15 protein-coding genes are annotated in these 19,723 nt (G+C 55.8%); 6 read left to right on the plus strand and 9 right to left on the minus strand.

Translation table 11 applies throughout. The features are described 5' to 3' along the window. Positions 1 to 138: 138 nt before the first annotated feature. Positions 139 to 1,233 carry a lactonase family protein gene (locus tag RB620_RS17395; RefSeq protein WP_308096380.1) on the minus strand — a complete coding sequence of 365 codons (1,095 nt, stop codon included), beginning with the start codon at positions 1,231 to 1,233 and terminating at the stop codon, positions 139 to 141. 176 nt (positions 1,234 to 1,409) lie between these two features. Here RB620_RS17395 and RB620_RS17400 point away from each other — a divergent pair, with 176 nt between their 5' ends. Together RB620_RS17400 and RB620_RS17405 are read left to right on the plus strand one after the other, a co-directional pair. Beyond that, the gene (locus tag RB620_RS17400) at positions 1,410 to 1,754 is read left to right on the plus strand and encodes a LytTR family transcriptional regulator DNA-binding domain-containing protein (RefSeq protein ID WP_308096382.1); all 345 of its coding nucleotides are present in this window, start codon (positions 1,410 to 1,412) and stop codon (positions 1,752 to 1,754) included. 137 nt (positions 1,755 to 1,891) lie between these two features. After that, positions 1,892 to 2,887: an aldose 1-epimerase gene (locus tag RB620_RS17405; RefSeq protein WP_308096384.1), complete on the plus strand. Its 996-nt coding sequence runs from the start codon at positions 1,892 to 1,894 to the stop codon at positions 2,885 to 2,887. A 134-nt stretch (positions 2,888 to 3,021) separates the two neighbouring features. On the opposite strand, the gene tnpB is transcribed toward RB620_RS17405, so the two are convergent. The 6 genes from tnpB to RB620_RS17435 all read right to left on the minus strand — a co-directional run bounded on the left by tnpB (position 3,022) and on the right by RB620_RS17435 (position 11,692). Beyond that, positions 3,022 to 4,110: an IS200/IS605 family element RNA-guided endonuclease TnpB gene (gene tnpB, locus RB620_RS17410; protein ID WP_308096386.1), complete on the minus strand. Its 1,089-nt coding sequence runs from the start codon at positions 4,108 to 4,110 to the stop codon at positions 3,022 to 3,024. A 241-nt stretch (positions 4,111 to 4,351) separates the two neighbouring features. Further along, positions 4,352 to 7,561 (minus strand): beta-galactosidase, LacZ type, encoded by a 3,210-nt coding sequence (gene lacZ, locus RB620_RS17415; protein ID WP_308096387.1) that lies wholly within the window; start codon positions 7,559 to 7,561, stop codon positions 4,352 to 4,354. 188 nt (positions 7,562 to 7,749) lie between these two features. Further along, complete coding sequence (locus tag RB620_RS17420) at positions 7,750 to 8,478, minus strand: response regulator transcription factor (RefSeq protein ID WP_308096388.1); 729 nt, start codon at positions 8,476 to 8,478, stop codon at positions 7,750 to 7,752. A gap of 63 nt (positions 8,479 to 8,541) precedes the next feature. Next, entirely contained in the window at positions 8,542 to 9,372 is an 831-nt protein-coding gene (locus RB620_RS17425; protein ID WP_308096390.1) for a carbohydrate ABC transporter permease, read from the minus strand. Between the two features lie 3 nt (positions 9,373 to 9,375). Then, entirely contained in the window at positions 9,376 to 10,266 is an 891-nt protein-coding gene (locus RB620_RS17430; protein ID WP_308096392.1) for a carbohydrate ABC transporter permease, read from the minus strand. A 103-nt stretch (positions 10,267 to 10,369) separates the two neighbouring features. Next, complete coding sequence (locus RB620_RS17435; RefSeq protein WP_308096394.1) at positions 10,370 to 11,692, minus strand: ABC transporter substrate-binding protein; 1,323 nt, start codon at positions 11,690 to 11,692, stop codon at positions 10,370 to 10,372. Between the two features lie 225 nt (positions 11,693 to 11,917). On the opposite strand from RB620_RS17435, the gene RB620_RS17440 reads away from it, so the two are divergent. Genes RB620_RS17440 through RB620_RS17450 form a run of 3 tightly spaced genes read left to right on the plus strand, consistent with a single transcriptional unit; the run spans position 11,918 to position 15,332 of the window. After that, complete coding sequence (locus tag RB620_RS17440) at positions 11,918 to 12,874, plus strand: glycoside hydrolase family 113 (RefSeq protein ID WP_308096395.1); 957 nt, start codon at positions 11,918 to 11,920, stop codon at positions 12,872 to 12,874. A 13-nt stretch (positions 12,875 to 12,887) separates the two neighbouring features. Continuing rightward, positions 12,888 to 14,108 (plus strand): AGE family epimerase/isomerase, encoded by a 1,221-nt coding sequence (locus RB620_RS17445; protein ID WP_308096399.1) that lies wholly within the window; start codon positions 12,888 to 12,890, stop codon positions 14,106 to 14,108. A gap of 51 nt (positions 14,109 to 14,159) precedes the next feature. After that, the gene (locus RB620_RS17450; RefSeq protein WP_308096401.1) at positions 14,160 to 15,332 is read left to right on the plus strand and encodes a glycoside hydrolase family 130 protein; all 1,173 of its coding nucleotides are present in this window, start codon (positions 14,160 to 14,162) and stop codon (positions 15,330 to 15,332) included. Between the two features lie 96 nt (positions 15,333 to 15,428). Here RB620_RS17450 and RB620_RS17455 read toward each other — a convergent pair whose 3' ends face one another. Then, positions 15,429 to 17,693: an FAD-dependent oxidoreductase gene (locus RB620_RS17455; RefSeq protein ID WP_308096403.1), complete on the minus strand. Its 2,265-nt coding sequence runs from the start codon at positions 17,691 to 17,693 to the stop codon at positions 15,429 to 15,431. Between the two features lie 116 nt (positions 17,694 to 17,809). Between RB620_RS17455 and RB620_RS17460 the strand changes: the two genes are divergently transcribed. After that, positions 17,810 to 18,634 (plus strand): AraC family transcriptional regulator, encoded by an 825-nt coding sequence (locus RB620_RS17460; protein WP_308096405.1) that lies wholly within the window; start codon positions 17,810 to 17,812, stop codon positions 18,632 to 18,634. 19 nt (positions 18,635 to 18,653) lie between these two features. On the opposite strand, the gene RB620_RS17465 is transcribed toward RB620_RS17460, so the two are convergent. Further along, complete coding sequence (locus tag RB620_RS17465) at positions 18,654 to 19,715, minus strand: LacI family DNA-binding transcriptional regulator (RefSeq protein ID WP_308096407.1); 1,062 nt, start codon at positions 19,713 to 19,715, stop codon at positions 18,654 to 18,656. Between the last annotated feature and the right edge of the window lie 8 nt (positions 19,716 to 19,723).

Raw genomic sequence — 19,723 nt, forward strand, 5'->3', positions numbered from 1 at the left:
TCAAACACGTTTTGTTGTCTTGATTGATTATACTCTCAAGGTTTCAAGTCAACAAAAAACTCGCCTTGAAGCCATTCCCTTGCCCTTCAGTCTCACTTACCTGAATAATGATGGATGTCGGACTATCTCTTTGAATTATTAGTTAGAGAAACGAATGCACACAGGAGACGGAAGCTTCAGTTCGTTGCCCGTCGGTTCGAGCTTGCCGCTCAGCGGATCCCTGCGGAATACGACGACCGTGCCGCTCTTCTGGTTCGCCGCCAGCAGATAGTCGCCTTCCGGCGTTATGCCGAAGTTTCGCGGCTGCTCGCCGCCGCAGCCGATATGCTGAATGGCCGTCAGCTCGCCCGATTCCTCCGCCACTTGGAAGACCGCGATGCTCTGATGCCCGCGGTTCGAGCTGTACAGAAATTTGCCGTCCGGAGACAGATGGATATCCGCGGAATCGTTGTAGCCGTCGTAGTCGCTTGGAATGGACGAATACGTCGTTCCCTTTGTCAAAACACCCTTTTCCCTGTCCACATACAACTGTGTGACGCTCGAAGCCAGCTCATTCGCTACATAAGCGACGGGCAACTCGGGGTGGAATACGATGTGGCGAGGTCCGTAGCCGCCCGGCAGCATGCATTCGTGCTGCAGCGACAATGTTCCCTCTTCTTTATTGTAAAGATACGTCACGACGGCATCCATGCCTAGATCGACGGCGCATACAAACGCCGTGCCCGGCATCGGGGCGATGCAATGCGCGTGCGGCTTCTCTTGGCGATCCGTTACGGGACCAGGCTCGCAGGCATGCTGCAGGAGCGCGGTCGCTGGCCCAACTTCGCCCTCCGGCGAAATCGGAAGCACGGCAATGCTGCCTCCCGTATAATTCGCCGCGAACGCCGCGGTGCCGTCCGCGTCGACGCTAACGTAACAAGGATGCTCGCCAATCGTCGAGGCGCTGCTCGTCACGCGTCCCAGCAGCCCCGTCTCGGCATCGATGTCCAGCGCGGCAATGACGCCGCCCGCTTCGCCGCCTGCCTCCGCGATTTCTTTGACCGCGTAAAGCTTCGTCCCGTTCGGGTGCAGCGCCAAGTACGAGGCGTTCTCCACGCCCTCCACCTTCTGCAGAATGTCGAGACTTCCGTTCGACTTATCGAACCTGCAGACATGAATCGTAGGCTCATTTGTTTCCCCATAGGAACCAATGTACAAAATGCCGTTGCTCCATCCGTTGTGAGATCTGCCCAAATCGTTCACCCTTTCTAGCTATTCCTAATTTCGTTATACAACTAAAGTGACCATAGCACAACCATACCGGCAGGACAAACACTTTTTTGCCATTCCCTCTTCACAAGCTAGATTTGGTATGATACAATGTAAGCGCTAACATTTCATGGATTCTATTCTTATAAGGGGGATTTGGGATGATGAGTGTTGCGCTGAACGAGAGGAACGTGTACGAGAATTTCGATCAAGAGTCGGATGTGCTGTATTTCAAACTTGGCAGTCAAGGACTCGTAAGCTTCCATGGCAGAAACTACAATAGAAAGAAGAGAATGACTGCCGAAGAGCTCCGCAGCTTGACGAACGAGAAGAATTATTTCCAAATCAGTTCGGATTGCTTCATTAATCTGAGCAAGATTAGATCCATCTCGGACGGCACGGTTTATTTCGGATCGCAGAACTCCGACGCCAAGCAATTGCATGTGAACCGCCGCAAGCAATATGCGATCGAGCAGGTGTTCCAGCAATTTTCGCAAACAAAGTAGAGCGCGCCGCGATCAAGCGCAGCTAACAGCCGCCTCGCCCCGACAAGGAGCGAGGCGGTTGTTTGTTGCGCGCGGCGCTGTTATGCTAGGGATGAGAGCTTTTACCATGTTCATAGGATAGAGGGGGATTATCGGGAATGACAGTTCAAGGAAAAGCATACGAAGGACAATTCCACGACGAGCAAGCGATCTGGCTGCAATGGGGACCGTACGAAGCGGCCGCGCTGCCGAAGGTTGGCGCGAATCTTATCGCGTTCCGCGATAAGAGCAAGGGTTACACGCTGCTGAGAGAGCCCTCCCCGGAAGAGATGGACGGCTTCCGCGAGCGTCCGATCGTGCACGGGATTCCGGTGTTGTTCCCGCCGAACCGATACGAGGACGGCACCTTCGCTTGGAACGGCCGCACGTACGCGTTCCCGGTAAACGAGGCGAGCACGGGCAACCATCTGCACGGGTTTTTCCACGATGCGGCTTGGAGCGTCGACGAATACGGCGTAACGGGCACGGAGAGCTACGCGCAGTTCAGCATCGCAATCGACGAGTCGCATCCGATCTTCGAATATTTGCCGCATCGCTTCGCGCTTCGCCTGCGTTATTCGCTTAGCGACAACGGCTTGTTGCAGCATGTGATGGTCATCAACAACGGCGAGGAAGCGATGCCTTGCATGATCGCGTTCCATACGACGATCAACGCGCCGTTCGCGCCTGGCAGCACATCCGAGGACTACCGCTTCACGATGACGACGGGCAAGCGCTGGGAGATGAGCGAGCGCATGCTTCCGACCGGCAAGCATCAGCCGCTGCTCGAAGAAGAAGTCGCGATGCAGACGACCGGCGTCTCGCCGTTCTGGCAGCCGATGGACAACCACTACACAAGCGAGACGCAAGGCGGACGCAACAAAATGGAGCTGACCGATACGCGGGAAGGCGTGACGCTCGTCTACGACGTCGGAACGGCCTACAAGCAATGGATGATTTGGAACAACAAAGCGACGCCTGGTTTCTTCTGTCCCGAACCGCAGTTGAACCTGGTCAACGCGCCGAACGTCGACCTGCCCTCGGAAGAGATCGGCCTTGTCTCGCTGGAGCCGGGCGGCATCTGGGAGTCGACAAGCCGTCTGTACTTGCGGTAATTCTTGAACGCTCCCGCCACTTAGCCAACGCTTGAAGTGGGGGATTCTTGGGTAATCGATCCTACCGGTTCGAATCGTACAGCTAGAAGTTGTACACCAAGCGAAACTGTGGTTCCCACAGCTATAGCGAGCAGCTAAACAGCTACTCGCTTTATATTTTGAGCCGCATTCTCGTCTCGATCATGCAGGGTATTGCACGAAGGACAGCTCCACTGCCTCACAGTTAGTTGTTTGACTTCTGGATTCACAAAGCCGCAGACATGGCAGGTTTGGCTCGTCGGCGCAAAAGTATCTGCCACTTTTAAGGTGCGACCATACCATTTGGCTTTGTAGCGGAGCAGACGCTCGAACTCGCCCCAGGACGCATCCGCGATCGATTTGGCAAGCTTATGATCTTGAAGCATATTCGCCACTTGCAAGCTTTCGATGCTGATGGTTTGGTTTTCGCGAATCAGCTTTGTCGTGAGCTGTTGCAAGAAGTTCTGACGGGTATTTGCTATTTTCTCGTGAATGCGAGCCACCTTTTGCTTGGCTTTTTTCCAGTTCGATCCCCCTTTGGTACGTCGGCTCATGCGGCGTTGCCAGAAAGCTAACTGCTTTTCGTATTTGTGGTATACCCTGGGATTCGCAATCCGACTGCCATCCGAGCATACGGCAAACGTTTTAAGCCCAAGATCCACACCGGTATGCTTCTCAGCTGGCGGCAATGGTTGCTGCTCCACCTCGCAAACGAGAGCGACAAAGTATTTGCCTGCCGCATTCCGCCGCACCGTTGCCGACAGAATGCGGCCTTCGCAGACTCTCGAATTTGCACAACGAATCCAGCCAAGCTTGGGAAGCTTGACCCTATTGCCGCTCATCGCAATGTTGCCGTTTGTATATCTTGTCGTATAGCTTTGTACAAGGTTTTTACGGCATTTGAAACGCGGAGCTTGATTTTGCTTCTTGAAAAACCGGTCGAAGCTGTCCGCTACCTGGCGCACGGCCGATTGAAGGGCAATGCTATCGACAGCCTTGAGCCATTCAAAGGCAGCTTTCAGTGCTGGCAGCCCAGTGGCGCAGGCGTGATAAGATAACCCCTTGCCCGTTGCTGCATACGAGTCATTCCATTTCGCCAAGAAATGGTTAAAGACAAACCGGCAACAACCAAACATCTGGCGGATGAGCGTTTGCTGTTCTTCCGTAGGGTAGATGCGATATTTATACTCCTTATGGACCAACATGCCGCACAACATCCTTTCAAGTAATGGATAGACCTATTATAGCACACATGTTCGTATTTGGTTCAAAAAATAACGATTCATCCCCCACTTAGCCAAACTTGAAGTGGGGGTATTCTCGTTAATTTTGATAAAGCGTTAGACAACAAAAGCATCTTCGCCCGGCGTTTGCCGATTGAAGATGCTTTTTTCATGCGGTCTTAAAGATATAAGGAAATTATCCCTCTAATCAAGCTATTTCCGCTTAAACGCCGATGAAAGTAAACGAATGCGTGTAGACGCGATTCGCGTGCAGGATGTACGGCGCTTCCGCTTTCGAGCCCCAGCTGTCGTTGCCGCCTACGCCCATCTGGCAGCCGTTCACGCGCACGACCGTCTTCTCGATTGCCGGCAGCAGATGCAGATGGTCATGCGCTTCCAGCTCGATCGGCGAGTACGGCAGCACGTTCAGCTCAAAGTTCGGAAGGCCTTGAAGCCGCAGCCCCTCACCGAATTCGTTCGTCACGGCCGCGAACCGGACGCCGACCTTGTTGCCGCTCTCCTGCGGACGGATGTACGGCGCGAGCTGATCTGCGACCGCTCCCTCGTACAAACCTAGCTTGCCGCCTTCCTGGCGGTCCCAATACGTCTCCATCGGTCCCTTGCCATACCAGCTCACGCGATCGTAACAGGCCGGCATCTCGAAGAGAACGCCAACCTCGGGAATTTCCGGCAAGTCCGCTCCAGGTTGCAGCGTTTGGTCGACCCGCACCTCGCCGCTATCCAGCACCGTATACTTCAGCGTTACAAAAGAAACGTTCGTCGTCGGCAGCGCGTACCTTACGTTCACCGTCACGGCGTTTTCCCCTTCTTCGGTCCCGAGCGCCAGCAGCTTGCGCTCCTTGCCCGCTTCCCGCCATGTCGCGCAGCGTTCGTGATGTTTGTTGCCGCGATCGTTATCCGTGTACGCGCGCCAGAAGTTCGGCGCCAGCGGCGACCGAAGCCTTTCTTTGCCGCTCCAGCTATAAGACGTCAAATCGCCGTTCGTCTCGTCGAACGTCGCCGAGAAAGGCTGCGACAACCCGGTCACGGTCAGCCTCCCTTCTTCGCGCGTGACGCGAAGCGTCGCCGGCGCCGCCACGCCGCATACGACGGAATCCGTGCCCGCGGAAATTTCCTGCAAGCCGCCCCATTGCAGCCCTCCGTCCGAGGCGGCGTTCAAGGCGATCAGCTTCTCCGAATCTTTGATTTCCCGTACTGGCGCAGGCAATACGAATTGCTGGAATGCGATCTCGTACCCGGCTTCCGCCCACTTCTCCGCCGACCTCGCGCGCAGGCTGACCGTCAGCACGGCCTCGTCCGAGAAACCGTCCAGCGACGGCAGCTTGCAGCCAAGCGCAACCTGCTCCGTCTCTCCCGCCGGGGCGGCCAATGCCGCGGCGCCCTCTTCCACCGCGATCCCGTTCACGTCGATGCGCCAGACCAGCTCGAAGTCTTCGAGCGAACGGAATAAAAACTTGTTTTTGGCCGAGACGATACCGGTTTCGAGGTCCACCGCGTCGAATCTTACGTTCTGGTATACCTTCTTCACTTCCTGCAGCTTAGGCGACACGCTTCGGTCAGCGAAGATCAGTCCGTTCCCGCAGAAGTTGCCGTCATGCGGCGATTCGCCGAAGTCCCCGCCGTACATCATGCGGGACTGGCCGTTCTCGTCCGTTACGCGGATCGCCTGGTCTATCCAATCCCAGATGAAGCCCCCTTGAAGAATCGGATATTTCTCGAACAGCTCGCCGTACAGATGCAAGCCTCCGCAGCTGTTGCCCATCGCGTGGCTGTATTCGCACAGGATAAACGGCTTCTTCGGATCGTGCCCCGCATATTGCTCGATGCCGTGCGGACTCGTATACATATGGCTCTCCATGTCCGAAGCCGCTTCCGACGCGCGGTAATGGAAGACGCCCTCGTAATGGACAAGCCTCGAGGGATCGGACTTATGGAAGAAGTCATACATTTTCAAGAAATTATCCCCGCCGAACGATTCGTTGCCGAGCGACCAGATCAGAATGCTGGCATGGTTCTTGTCTCTCTGGAACATGGAATTGGCACGGTCGAGCACCGCCCCCGTCCATTCCGGCCGGCTGCCGGGCACCGTCTCCTCCAGCTCTCTCTGGCCATAACGCCAAGCGCCGTGGGTCTCCAGATTGGTCTCGTCGATGACGTATAGGCCGTACTCGTCGCACAGCTTGTACCAGAGCGGATGGTTCGGATAATGAGAGGTGCGTACGGCGTTTATATTGTGCCGCTTCATCAGCTCGATATCCTTACGCATGTCGGCTTCGCCGATCGTCCTGCCCGTATCGCAGGAAAACTCGTGGCGATTGACGCCGTTGAATTGGATTCGCTGCCCGTTCAACCGCATCAGCCCGTCCTTCAGCTCGAACTTGCGGAAGCCGACCTTGCAGCTGACCGCCTCGAGCAGCGAACCGTCTTCCTTCTTCAAAGCGAGCACGAGCGTATATAAATTCGGCAGCTCCGCGCTCCACTTCAGCGGATCGCGAAGCGAGGCGCCAAACGTCACGCGCGCGAATTCTTCGCCTTCCACTTCGACTCGCGCGGAGATCGGCGAGTCCAGCGCCGGCTTTCCGTCCGCGCCGTACAGAACGCCTTCCAACACAAGCTCGCCGAGCTCGCGGCCGAAATAATTGATCAGCTTCGCCTCCACGTTCAGCTCGGCGTCGCGGTATTCGCCGTCAAGCTCCGTCCGGACGAAAAAGTCGTAAATATGCGCCTCCGCCGTCGTGTACAGATAGACGTCGCGGAAGATGCCGCTCATCCGCCAGAAATCCTGATCCTCCAGCCAGCTCGCGTCGCACCACCTGTATACCTCGACCGCCAGCTTGTTCTCGCCTTCGGTCAAATATGGCGTCAGGTCGAATTCGGCGGGCGTGAACGTATCTTCGCTGTAGCCGACCAGCTCGCCGTTCAGCCATACGTAGAAGGCCGATTCCACGCCCTGGAAGCTTATGAATACCGGCTTGCCCTGCCAGCCTTCAGGCAACTCGAACGTCCTGACATAGGAGCCGACCGGATTATAGACGGTAGGCGCGAACGGCGCCGTCAGTTCCTCCGTATGTATCCACGGGTACTGGACGTTCATGTATTGCGGATAATCGTAGCCTTGCAATTGCCAATGCGCGGGCACCGCGATGTCGTTCCAGCCGCTGCAATCATAGTCGGATTCGTAGAAATTCGCGATTCTTTCGGCAGGCGTTTTCGCAAAAGCGAACTTCCATCGCCCGTTCAGCAAAAAGCGGTTGCGGGAAGCTTCCTCATTGCCGGCGAGCGCCTCCTCAACCGAATCGAACGGCGTCAACGACGCATGAGCTTCCATTCGGTTCAGCTCATAAATCACGGGATTGTTGTTCCACTCCGGATAACCGTTCGGCGGAGGGGAATAAATGAATTTTTTTCTCATGGCATGCGTCACCTCGGAATAATTGATTATCACGATATTCCAAGTATAATCGATTATCCTTCCTAATTGAATTACGAAGCCGGCAAATGAAAATTGCCGCCAGCCCTTTGCAGGACGGACGGCAAATCGCTTTCTATGCAAATGGAAGATGCCGTCTTAAGAGACGGACATCGCTTTATGAAAGAGCGCTATCCGCCCTGCGTTCGGTATTCTTTCGGCGTAACTCCGACGACCTTCTTGAACAGCTTATTGAAATAGACCGGATCGGCGTAGCCGACTAGCTGGGCGATTTCGTAATTTTTCAAATGCGGGTGATCAGTCAGAAATTGTTTGGCCTTGGCGATCCGCACGGCGATCAAATAATCGGTAATCGTCTCCCCGGTTTCCTGTTTGAACAGGCGGCTCAAGTAATTCGCGCTCATCCCTACCTGCTCCGCAAGCGCCTCCATATCCGGGCTTTTCGCGTATTCCGACTCCAGAACGGCCCGCACTTGCTGAGCGGCGGAATTGCCTTTGTCGGCGGGATCCGCGGGTTTCGCTTCCTCCGCCTTCTCTTGCCGGATCCTCAGCAGGAGCTCCTGCAATGCCCCCTTGTCCACGGGTTTGAGCAGATAATCCATCACCCCGAACCGAAGCGCCTTCCGCGCGTAATCGAATTCGCTAAAACCGCTGAGGACGATTTTCACGATTGGCCTATCCTTCAGCTTCTCAGCCAGCTTAAGTCCGTCCATCATCGGCATTTTGATATCCGTGATGAGGACGTCCAATTCGCCGTCGGCTAATCCCGAGATATGCGTCCATGCGTCCAGTCCATTGCTGTAGGATCCGACGATCTCGACGTCCAGCCCCATATTGCCCAAAATTTTCGCCAAGCCGCGCCGTATCATTTCTTCATCGTCCGCAATGATGACTTTCATCTTCTCCACTCCTTAAGGCGCGATACCCTTAGTGTGCGGCATTGAAGTCCTTTGTACAAGCGATTACTTGACCGCACCGCTCGTGACGCCCGCGAAGATGTATTTCTGAAGGAATAGGTATAACACCGCAGTAGGTATCATGATAATAAGAATCGCGGAGGAGATGAGCTGCCAATCCCCGCTATTGACGCTAAAGAATCGCATCAGGGAAGTGGAGACGACAACATGCTCCGGTCTGCTAAGATACAGATATGGAACGAACATGTCGTTGTATATGCTGATCGTCTTCAGAATAACGATCGTCGCGGTTGCCGGTCCCAGCAGCGGGAAGATGATGGACCGGAAGATCCGCAGCAGCGATGCTCCTTCGATCATGGCGCTTTCGTCCAGCTCGTACGGAATGTTGCGGACAAACTGGAGATAGATATAAATTTGCAAAATATCGGCGCCGACGTACAGAAGGACCGGCCCCATCAGGTTATTCGTCAGTTCCATCGCCTGGATCGTCTTGTAATTGACGACCTGGGTCGTTATGGTCGGAATAATCGTCGCGAAGAGGAACAAGCTGACCAAGATACCTCTGAACTTGAACTGAAACCTTCCTACCGCGTAACAGAATGCGGAACCGATCAGAATGTTGAGCACGAGCGTGATTCCGATAATGACGATCGTGTTGCCGAACGCCCTAGGCATATCAGCCTTGTCGAATGCGGCTGCAAAATTCGCCAGATGCAGGAAGCTGTCGGGCAGCTCGATGGCGGACTTCCGGAGAAATTCCTCCGACGTTTTGAACGCATTCACGACGATAATGTATGGCGGGAACAGGATCCCGAATACGGCGGCCAGAAGCGTCGCGTATTTCGCCGCTACCCATCCTCGATGACGATTCTTCATGCCTTATTCCCCCTTCCCTCTCAGCAGATAACGCTGAACGGACAATATGATGATGACAAATAACAGAAGCACAACGCTCATGGCCGACGCAAGGCCGTAATTGTTGAATTGGAACGCGGTTTCCACGATTTTCAGAACGAACGTCTCGCTTGCTCCCGCCGGACCGCCTCTGGTCAGGACGAACGGAAGATCGAACACTTCCAGTGCGCCGGTCACCGTAAGGAACAAATTGAGTTCGATGATTTTGTAAATATTGGGCAACGTAATATAAATAAACTTCTGCCAGCCGTTCGCGCCGTCAATGGAAGCCGCTTCGTACAGATCGTTCGGAATGGACTGCAGGGCAGCCAAATAGATGACCATGTTAAAGCCCATGAACCGCCAGAAACCGATGGAGGCGAGAGAGTAATTGACGATGGACGTATTGCCGAGCCAGCTGGTTTCCGAAAGCTTGTCAAACCCGAGCTGTCCCAGCATATAGTTGAGAGAACCGTTCGTTGTGTCGTATACGTATCCGAACAGATAGGCGACGGCCACCCCGTTCAAAATGTAAGGCAGGAACAGCAGCAGCCGGAACAGATTTTTCCCCCGCAGCTTTCCGTTCAGCACGACGGCGAAATAGATCGCTGCGATATTTTGCACGATGCCGACTACGAAATAGGCGACATTGTTTTTAAAAACGCCGAAAATTTCCGGATTCGAAAATACTTCCTTAAAATTCGCCCAGCCGATAAAGTTTTTTTCCGCGCTGATGCCGTTCCAATCCGTAAAGCTTAGCCTGATCAGCTCCAGCGCCGGATAGTAGGCAAAGGTAAGCAGCAGGAGCAGCGGCACCGTAATAAACGCGAAAACGATCAATCTTCTTTGCTTCTGAATGGACAACCCGCCCATCATACGTATGGCTCCTCTCTTGTCTCTCGCGATGGGATGATGGACGGGATGGAAGGCCGATCGGACATCCATCCCGCTTCAAGCTAACTTCGGTAAGGTTCGGTTCTTATAAGCCTAGATCCTTTTTCGCCTTTGCCCATGCTTCGTTTACTTTGTCCAGTGCCTTCTGCGGATCCTTCGCCAAGACGAACTCCTGCAAGGCCGCCCCTTGGTCCAACTGCGCTTTGTTCTGGATTTGCGTGGCCGCGTCCACCGGAGGAACGGGTTCGAAGTAAGTCGGGTTGAAGCCGTTGAACTCCGCAAGCTGCGCGAGTGCCGGCTGCTTCGTTTTCAAAGTCGGGATGAAGCCGGCGAATTCGTCGAAGCCGGATTCTTCAATCATCCATTGCACGAACGCTTTGGCCGCGGCTGTGTTGCCGTCTTTGTTGACTCCGTAGAACCAGTCCGGATTAAGCGGTGCTTTCGCCTTGCCGGAATTGTCGGAAGGGAACGGGAAGAAGCCGATATCTTCTGGAGCGGCGCCGTTCTCGATCACTTGATTGATGACCCAGTTGCCCAGCAGATACATGCCGAATTTTCCCGAAGCGACATCTTTTTTGGATTGCTCCCAGTTCGTGGAGTTAACGTCCTTCTCCAAATAACCTTTTTCGTAGAGCTCCCGCAGCATGCTCCACGATTTGCCGTAAGCGTTGTCCATCGTATACGGCGTATCAGACTCCGCGCGTTTGTTCTGATGGTCGGATGCCTCGCCTACCAGCGTAGGCACGTCGTACAGCCAAGCGTCCAGCGGCCATTTGTCCTTGAAGTTGGAAGCGAGCGGCACGATTCCGGCGTCCTTCAGCTTCTGGGCGGCGGCGAGAAATTCGTCGTACGTTACGGGAATGGCCGTAATGCCCGCTTTCTCGAACGCCTTCTTGTTGTATACGATGCCGACGGTGGAGCCACCGGAGGAAACGCCGTACATCTTGCCTTCGTGCGCCCGAAGATCCTTGAAGTAGATGTCGCCGGAGAAGCCGATGTCGTCAAGCGGCGCGAAGTAATCCGGAAGCTCGTTGTTCGGGAGCGTCGGCAGAAGTACGACGTCAGGGAATGAGCCTGACGCTATCCGGATTTTGAGCGTTTTGTCGTAATCGAGTATCCCTTCGAATTTCAGGTCCACGCCCGGATACTTTTCCTCGAAGCGTTTCTCGTAGTCCACGTATTCCTTATCGATCATGTCGGTGCGGTTCGTCAGGAAAACGACTTCGCCTTTAATCTCGGAACCGCTTCCATTCCCGTCGCCTTCGGAAACGTTTGTGCCGCCGGATTCGTTAGGAGCGTTGGTCGCGCTTCCGTTGCCTGCCGGATCCTTTTCATTGCTTCCGCTGCAGGCGGCAAGCGTTGTTAGCATAATAACTGTGGAACAAACTAACAATAATTTTCTCTTCAAAACTACTTCCCCCTCATAATTTGTTTTTGATGCCGCTTACATTTTCAGTTTACTTCATCTTGAAACCAATAAAAATGGTTTCTGCTGCTTTTTCTGGTCTTGAAATGACTTCCTTCCCCAGATTGTTAGGAAATACACAAAAGGTCTTGTCAAATCGTTATCTATATTTATAATTTGTTATATAACAAAATACATTAATCTGATAAGGAAGCGAGGCTAGCACTCATGACAAACAAGATTCCCTATATCGCGGGCATGACCTGGGGCTGGACCGGCGTAAGAGGCACCTGGTCCGGCGACGCAGCCGAAAGTTCGATGACGCTAATGAAAGAGAGGCTCGGCGTCAACTGGACGGCGATCGCGTTCGGCGCGATGCAGGATCATCCGCAGGCGACGAAAATCCGGTTCCGCGACGAGCCGACGGTATCCGACGAAGAAGCGCGCGCAGCCATTTCGCGGGCCAAGAAGCTTGGCCTAAGCGTTTGCCTGAAACCGGTCGTCAACTGCGCGGACGGAACTTGGAGAGCGCATATCAACTTCTTCGACAAAGACGTGCCATGCGAACCGAAGTGGTCGGAGTGGTTCGCATCCTATACCGAGTTCATGGTGCATTACGCCCGAATGGCGGAAGAAACCGGATGCGAGATGTTCTGCGTCGGCTGCGAGATGGTGCAGACCGACCGCCGCGAAGCGGAGTGGCGGGCGCTCATCGCCGAGGTACGCAAGGTTTACTCCGGCATCGTGACGTACAATTGCGACAAATATCAGGAAGACAACGTGGGTTGGTGGGATGCCGTCGACGTCATTTCCTCCAGCGGCTATTACCCGGTCGGCTCTTGGGAAACTCAGCTAGACCGGATCGAACCGGTCGTAAACCGTTTCGGCAAGCCGTTTTTCTTCATGGAAGCCGGTTGTCCGAGCCGCGACGGCTCGCAACATTTGCCGAACGATTGGGGGCTCGAAGGCGCCCCCGACCAAGCGGCCCAAACGCAATTTTACGAGGAAATGTTCGGAGCATCCGATAAGCGGGACTGGGTTCGCGGCTTTATGTTATGGGATTGGCCGGCTCGGTTGTATGGCGAAGCGGAGGCTGGCGGGAACGGCGATTACTGCATGTTCGGCAAGCAAGCCGAGGCTACGGTCAAAGATTATTACGCCGGCAAGCTGGCGGTTAAGCGCTAGGAGGGAATGCGGGATGGAGATCGACATGAAGGCATGGAGAGCCGCGATCGACAGCGAATTGCGCGGCAATATATTGGATTTTTGGATGAAGCACGCGCCGGATGAGCACACCGGGGGCTTCCATGGTTATGTAAGCCGCGAGCTCGAGGTTCAGGCCGACGCCGACCGAAGCCTCGTGCTTAATACGCGGATTCTGTGGACGTTCTCGGCCGCCTATCGAATTTATGGCGACCAACAATATTTGGACATGGCCCGGCGAGCTTACGATTACGTGCGGCGATATTTCGCTGATCGGGAATACGGAGGCTTGTACTGGAGCGTAACCTCGGACGGCAAGACGTCATCGGATAAGAAGCAGGTGTACGGCCAAGCGTTCGCGATATACGCGTTCTCCGAATATGGCCGGGCGACCGGCGACGAAGAAGCGCTGAATGAAGCGATCGAGCTGTACCGCGTACTGGAGCGCCATGCTTACGATCCGGTCAACCGGGGATATGTGGAGGCGCTTGCGCGCGATTGGACCGAGACGGACGACAACAGCTTAAGCTCGAAGGATTTGAATACGAAAAAATCGATGAACACGCATCTCCACGTTCTCGAAGCCTATACGAATCTGTACCGCGTCTGGCCGTCGGAAGAGCTGCGCGGCAAGCTGAAGGAACTCGTCGAGGTAACGATACGCCATATCGTAGATCCCGTGACGGCCCATTTCCTTCTCTTCTTCGATATGGAATGGAACAGCCAGTCCAATCATATCTCGTACGGGCACGACATAGAAGGCAGCTGGCTCTTGCACGAAGCGGCTGAAGCGCTTGGCGATTCGGAGCTGCTCGCCGAAGCGAAGTCCGTCGCTGTCCGCATGGCCGAAGCGACGTACCTGGAAGGCGTCGACGCGGACGGCGGCCTGTTCAACGAAGCCGGTCCCGAAGGCCTGACGGACGATGCCAAGGATTGGTGGCCGCAGGCTGAAGCCGTCGTCGGGTTCTATAACGCCTATCAATTGACCGACGAAGCCCGGTACAGGGACGCGGCTCTCGCCTCATGGCATTTTATCGAAACGTATCTCGTGGACAGAAAATTCGGGGAATGGTTCTGGAGCGTGACGAGAGACGGCAATCCAAGCGACAACCCGCAGAAGATCAGCGCATGGAAGTGCCCATACCATAACGGGCGTGCCTGCTTCGAGCTGCTTGAGCGACTGGAGGCTGCCGAAGAAGCAACCCAAACGATCTGACGGCATGCAGGTATTTGTACAAACACTTACAACAAACGGAGGGTTTCATCCATGAACGTTTTTCAAGTACGCAAAAGCAAGCTGACGGATAAGTACGAGGCGTTGATCGTCCGCAAAAATAAACCGGAGGAGCTCGGGAACGGAGTCTTCGAGCGTTACGAACACCCCGTACTGACGGCGCAGCACGCGCCGCTGCATTGGAAATACGACTTTAATCCGGAGACAAACCCTTACTTTATGGAACGAATCGGCGTGCATTGCGTCTTTAATCCCGGCGCCATCCATCTAAACGGCAAGTTTTATCTCGCCGCCCGCGTAGAGGGCGCGGACCGCAAATCGTTCTTCGCGATCGCGGAGAGCGACAATGGCGTGGACGGCTTCCGCTTCTGGGATCGCCCTGTCGTCATGCCGGAGACTGAAGCGCCGGACGTGAACATATACGATATGCGCCTCGTCCAGCATGAGGACGGCTGGATTTACGGCCTGTTCTGCACGGAACGCAAAGACCCGAACGCGCCGCGCGTCGACCTGTCAAGCGCGGTCGCGCAATGCGGCATCGCCCGCACGAGGGATCTCGTCGCGTGGGAACGGCTTGCCGACCTGAAGACGGGCTCCAACCAACAGCGCAACGTCGTGCTCCATCCCGAATTCGTAGAAGACAAGTACGCGTTCTACACGCGTCCGCAAGACGGTTTTATCGATACGGGATCCGGCGGCGGCATCGGTTGGGGGTTGTCGGACACGATCGAGAACGCGGTTATCGGGAAGGAATCCATCATCGAAGAACGCCACTACCATACGATCAAGGAAGTAAAGAACGGCCAAGGTCCCGCTCCGGTCAAAACGGACAAAGGCTGGCTGCACATCGCGCATGGCGTCCGCAATACGGCCGCCGGCCTACGGTACGTGCTATATGCGTTCCTAACGGACTTGAACGAGCCGTATAAAGTCACGCATCGCCCTGCCGGACACCTGCTTGCGCCGGAAGGCATCGAGCGCGTCGGAGACGTATCGAACGTCGTCTTCTGCAACGGCGCAGTCTCGCTCCCGGGCGGCGAAGTCTATCTCTACTACGCATCCTCCGACACTCGTTGCCACGTCGCGACTTCGACGGTCGACCGGCTGCTCGACTACGTCATGAACACGCCGGAGGACCCTCTCCGCACCCATGCATGCGTCCAGCAGCGCCTTGCGCTCATCGAGCGTAACTTGGAGCTGTCCTAATCGACGCATTGGCTCCGATTGCACAGAAGGACCGCCGCCGCTCGAACGGCTCGGTCCTTCTTTGCTTTAGCCTCAGGGGCCTTCGCTTTTGCCCTTTTATACTCGGTTCGTCCCGCTTCCCTCATTATAGATCCGAATCTCGGCGACTTGCGCGTACGCGCAGCCGTTGGTCGACTCCACGACCAGCCTGACCTTGTCGGCTGTCGTCCGATCGGCCAAACGGTGGACGCGCTTGCGTTGCCGGTTCCCAATCTCCCGATGCAGCACGCGCCAGCCGCTAACGTCCCATGCCTCGATGCGGTAATCCTTGACCAGCTCAGGGATGACGTCGAAAGGCGTGCGGTGGTGGTGCAGATTGATCAAATCCTCGTTGACGTCGTCGTTGAAGGTAAGTTGCACCTCCGCCACGCCGACCGGTTCCTCCCAGCGCAGCTCAAGCCAAGGCTCGCGGCCGGCCTCCATCCGATCCGACGACCACAGGCGGGGACCGCCGTACGGTCTTGCGTATCCGTCAACCGCCTTGGCCGGTCCGTAAGCTTCGGTCTCGCCATGCAACCTGATGCAGAACGGCTGCCTGACGATGCCTCCCATTCGCCATTCGACGATCAGCTGGGCGTTGTCGTCCGTGTCGTATTCCTTTTGCGCTTGCGGCTTATGCTCGAAGCCGAGCAATCCGAACAGCGGCTCCCCCGATAGGCGCAAGCGGATGTGCGCGTTCTCTCGTACGATCACGAACGCGTTGCATGCTTGCTCCGGATGCCAAGCTAACGGGATGCCGACCCACTGGCCTTCCCCCTCCCGCACGGCTACGTTTACGGCGGCAATGCGCTCGGCGGGGATGTAGTTCTCTTGCCGCCCCGTCCCCCACAGTTCCACCGTCAAGTCCGTGCTCCGGCCAGCGTCCAACAGCAGCGAGAAACCTTCCAACGCCGGATCGACCGGTATTAGCATGCCGACGGCAGCCGTCAGAGGGTACGCCGCGCTCGGCTTCTCCGCATGAATGCGGCGGAGGGAATCCGACGCCCGAACGTCGGCCTCCAGGGCTCGGTCCTTCCCGTCTTCGTTGCGAACGCCGATCAAGGAGGCATCCTGCTTCAGCAGTTGCTGCTGCAGTTCGCGCCAATCCAGCTCCCGTGGCTTCTTTCCTTGGCTTGTGCTAAGCGCGGCTCCCGTTCCGGCCGCTTCGCCGATCACGGCGCATGTCGCCATGACGCGGGTCGTGCCGAAAGCGATATGCGTCGCGCTGATGTTCCTGCCGGCCATCATCAGATTGGATACGTTGCGGGAGTACAATGAACGGAAGGGTACATGGTAGATGCCGTCCATATGGAAATGTTTCGAGCCTCTGCTCTCCGCGTACATCCCTTGCGGCGGATGCAGGTCGATCGACCAGCCGCCGAACGCGACCCGATCCTCGAACGGTCGCTGCGCTACCACGTCGTTCTGGTTCAGGATATAATCCCCTTCGAAGCGGCGGTATTCCCGTTTGCCAGGCAGCGCGCCCACCCACTCCAGCGTAAGCGTCTCCGCTTCGAACCGCCCCGAATTTTTAATGTAGTCCCAAATGCCGTAAATGACAGCCCACAGCTCGTCCCTGATCTGCTCGTTGTCGTGGACCGTGTCCTTCTCCCCGCCCCACTCGATCCACCAATAATGGCAGCCGGAATCGCCGCTACGGATGACGCGTTTGAGCGGAATCGACGTTTGTCTAATATCCTTCGCGAAGGAGGGCGCGACATATTTGACGGGCTGCCCCGTATCCTTGGTGTAGAACAGGATCGTGCTGCCGAGCGTAATCGAATCAGCCGTCTCCGGCGCCCAGGCTTCCCCGAATTCCGAATGCGCTTCTCGTCCGAGACGGAATGCGGCGCCTGCCAGGAATCCGACGAGGCCGTCTCCCGAGCAGTCCAGCACCATCTTGCTCTCGAACCGGATCCGCCGCTCGGAGCCCGCCATCCAGCCGGTGACGGATCGGATCGTCCGGATGTCCCCTTCGCTGGCCATTTCCGCGTCTACTTCGTGCACGTCGGTGTTCAAATACAACGTAATGTTCGGCTCGGCTTTCACCTTCTCCAGCAGCAGGGCATCCCACAAATACGGATTACCCTCCGGATTGCGGAACTGGTTCTCCACGAACAACTCGCCCATGATTCCGCTCTCGCGGGCGTAGCGGTTCACACCGTGTCCGGTCGCCCCGCACACCCATACGCGAACCTCGCTGCTCGAGTTCCCCCCTAACACCGGTCTGTTCTGCACGAGCGCTACGTTTTGCCCAAGCCTTGCCGCCGCGATTGCGGCGCAAACGCCAGCGAGTCCTCCGCCTACGACGGTAATGTCCTGTTGCGCGACTTCCTGCCTCATCCTGCATCTCTCCTTTTCATCATATCTTTAATTTCATGTTATACTAACGATTAATACGATAAAATAGCTATAATTTCATTATCCATATCCATAATTTCAATGAAGGAGAAGGACCTTTGCTGAATCTCGGATTTATTATGCCTTCGCTAATCCAACATAAGTTTTGGAAGGCCAAGGAGCAATTTCTCTTGCAGGTCGATACGTACGAGGACTGGGTTATCTTTCTGGTGGAACGCGGCTCGTTCCGATACACGGTCGGTGAATTCGGCGGCGTAGCGTCTGGCGGGGACTGGATCCTATGCGCGCCCGGCACGCCATTTCGCCGCGAAGTGTTATCGAGAGTCGACTTTCATTTCCTTAGCTTTACTTTTTTGCCGAAGCCGGGAGAGGAACCACCGGCCCCCTTGCCGGCCGGACATTACCGGCCTGAAGAATCCGAACGCTCGAGGGATACGCTCAGGCAGCTTAGAGCCGATATCCTTGCCGCGAACGCGGATCCCGGATACGCGCAAGCGCTTAAGAAGCATCTCTTGAACGATCTGTGGCTTCATCTCTTCGCTTCCGTTCGCGAAGCTTCGACCGGGCTCCCGCGGCAGACCGAGGATCCTCTCATGCGGAGCGCCGCCGAACGCATTCGAATGGAAGCGGGCAGCCCGTTCGTCATTAAGCAGCTTGCCTCGGAGCTCGGGCTTACGCCCGTTCAATTCACCCGCCGATTTAAGGCGGCCTACCAGTTGAACCCGCTGCAGTTCGCCACCGAAATTCGGCTTCATACCGCCAGGAAGCTGCTTGCCGAGACAGATTTCACGCTCGACGCGATCGCCTGGCGGTGCGGGTACGAGAACGGCTTTTATTTGAGCCGAAAGTTCAAGAAACAAACGCAAACAACCCCTTCCGAATACCGGAAGGAGTCGCTGCGGGTCAGACCGATTTTGTTGTAGTTATACGATAATTCGAATCCTATATTCGCCCCGAGCTCTCGCGATACAGCAGCTCGCAGGCAAGCAGCACCTTCTCCTTCGGCTCGTCCTTCTTACCGATCCGCTTCAGCAAAAGTTCCACGGCTCTCCGGCCAAGCGCCTCCTTCGGCACGTGCACGGTCGTAAGCTCCGGCTTCCACTTGTCCGCATCCTCGATATTGTCGAAGCCCGTTACGGATACGTTGTCCGGCACGGACAACCCGATCGATCGGAGGGCTCGAACGGCGCCGAATGCGATCATGTCGTTCGCGCATACCAGGCCGGTCGGAAGCGCCTTGCCCCGTTTGAGTATCCACCCTTTGATCGGCTCCACGAAGTCATCTTGGTTATGGCCGTGGACGGGGAGGAGCACCTCTTCCTTGGCATCCCGCATCGCGTCCCATATGCCCGCTTCCTCCATCGCGCTTCGGAAGCCGAGATACCGATCATAGAAGCTCCGCGAATAATTCGTATCGCCGATGAACGTGAGCTTCCGATGACCGATGCCGATCAAATGTTTCGTAAGCCTGTACATGCTCTCGAAGTTGTTCGCGAACACCGTGTCGCTCGGAATAAGCGGGTCTTCGTGATCGACCAGCACCATCGGCAAGCCGATGCGATGAACCTCGAGCAACAGCGAAGTCGAGATCTCCCCGACGCCGATTAATCCGAGTAGCCCGTTCGGGTTCAGGAAGTGGACGAAGTGATCCACGCTCTGCTCCGACACGATCACCATACCGCGGCCCTCCGCCTCCAGCTTCTCGGAGATCCCGTCCAGAATGCGCCCCCAATACACCGAATCCTTGGTCTGGAACCGGATGTTCGGCATAAGCACGAGCACGGATTGGCGTTTCCCCTTCGGCACCTCCGGATGTTGATCCAGCTTAATCGATTTCATGTAGGCATTTGTCTGCGCAAAATAACCAAGCTGCGTCGCCGCGCCGATGACGCGGTCTCTAGTCGAATCGCTGACGCCCTCCTTGCCCGAGAGCGCTTTTGACACAACGAATTTCGAGACGCCAAGCGAATCGGCGATTTGCTGCATCGTGACTTTTTTGGACATGTGCCTTC

Origin of the sequence: Paenibacillus sp. LHD-117, assembly GCF_030929555.1 — a bacterium.
GTDB lineage: Bacteria > Bacillota > Bacilli > Paenibacillales > Paenibacillaceae > Pristimantibacillus.

What these genes read in the sequence shown, in the direction of transcription:
- RB620_RS17400 (WP_308096382.1), top strand. Translation starts at nt 1,410, where the DNA reads ATGATGAGTGTTGCGCTGAACGAGAGGAACGTGTACGAGAATTTCGAT.
- RB620_RS17405 (WP_308096384.1), top strand. Translation starts at nt 1,892, where the DNA reads ATGACAGTTCAAGGAAAAGCATACGAAGGACAATTCCACGACGAGCAA.
- tnpB (WP_308096386.1), bottom strand. Translation starts at nt 4,110, where the DNA reads ATGTTGGTCCATAAGGAGTATAAATATCGCATCTACCCTACGGAAGAA.
- lacZ (WP_308096387.1), bottom strand. Translation starts at nt 7,561, where the DNA reads ATGAGAAAAAAATTCATTTATTCCCCTCCGCCGAACGGTTATCCGGAG.
- RB620_RS17420 (WP_308096388.1), bottom strand. Translation starts at nt 8,478, where the DNA reads ATGAAAGTCATCATTGCGGACGATGAAGAAATGATACGGCGCGGCTTG.
- RB620_RS17425 (WP_308096390.1), bottom strand. Translation starts at nt 9,372, where the DNA reads ATGAAGAATCGTCATCGAGGATGGGTAGCGGCGAAATACGCGACGCTT.
- RB620_RS17430 (WP_308096392.1), bottom strand. Translation starts at nt 10,266, where the DNA reads ATGATGGGCGGGTTGTCCATTCAGAAGCAAAGAAGATTGATCGTTTTC.
- RB620_RS17440 (WP_308096395.1), top strand. Translation starts at nt 11,918, where the DNA reads ATGACAAACAAGATTCCCTATATCGCGGGCATGACCTGGGGCTGGACC.
- RB620_RS17445 (WP_308096399.1), top strand. Translation starts at nt 12,888, where the DNA reads ATGGAGATCGACATGAAGGCATGGAGAGCCGCGATCGACAGCGAATTG.
- RB620_RS17450 (WP_308096401.1), top strand. Translation starts at nt 14,160, where the DNA reads ATGAACGTTTTTCAAGTACGCAAAAGCAAGCTGACGGATAAGTACGAG.
- RB620_RS17455 (WP_308096403.1), bottom strand. Translation starts at nt 17,693, where the DNA reads ATGAGGCAGGAAGTCGCGCAACAGGACATTACCGTCGTAGGCGGAGGA.
- RB620_RS17465 (WP_308096407.1), bottom strand. Translation starts at nt 19,715, where the DNA reads ATGTCCAAAAAAGTCACGATGCAGCAAATCGCCGATTCGCTTGGCGTC.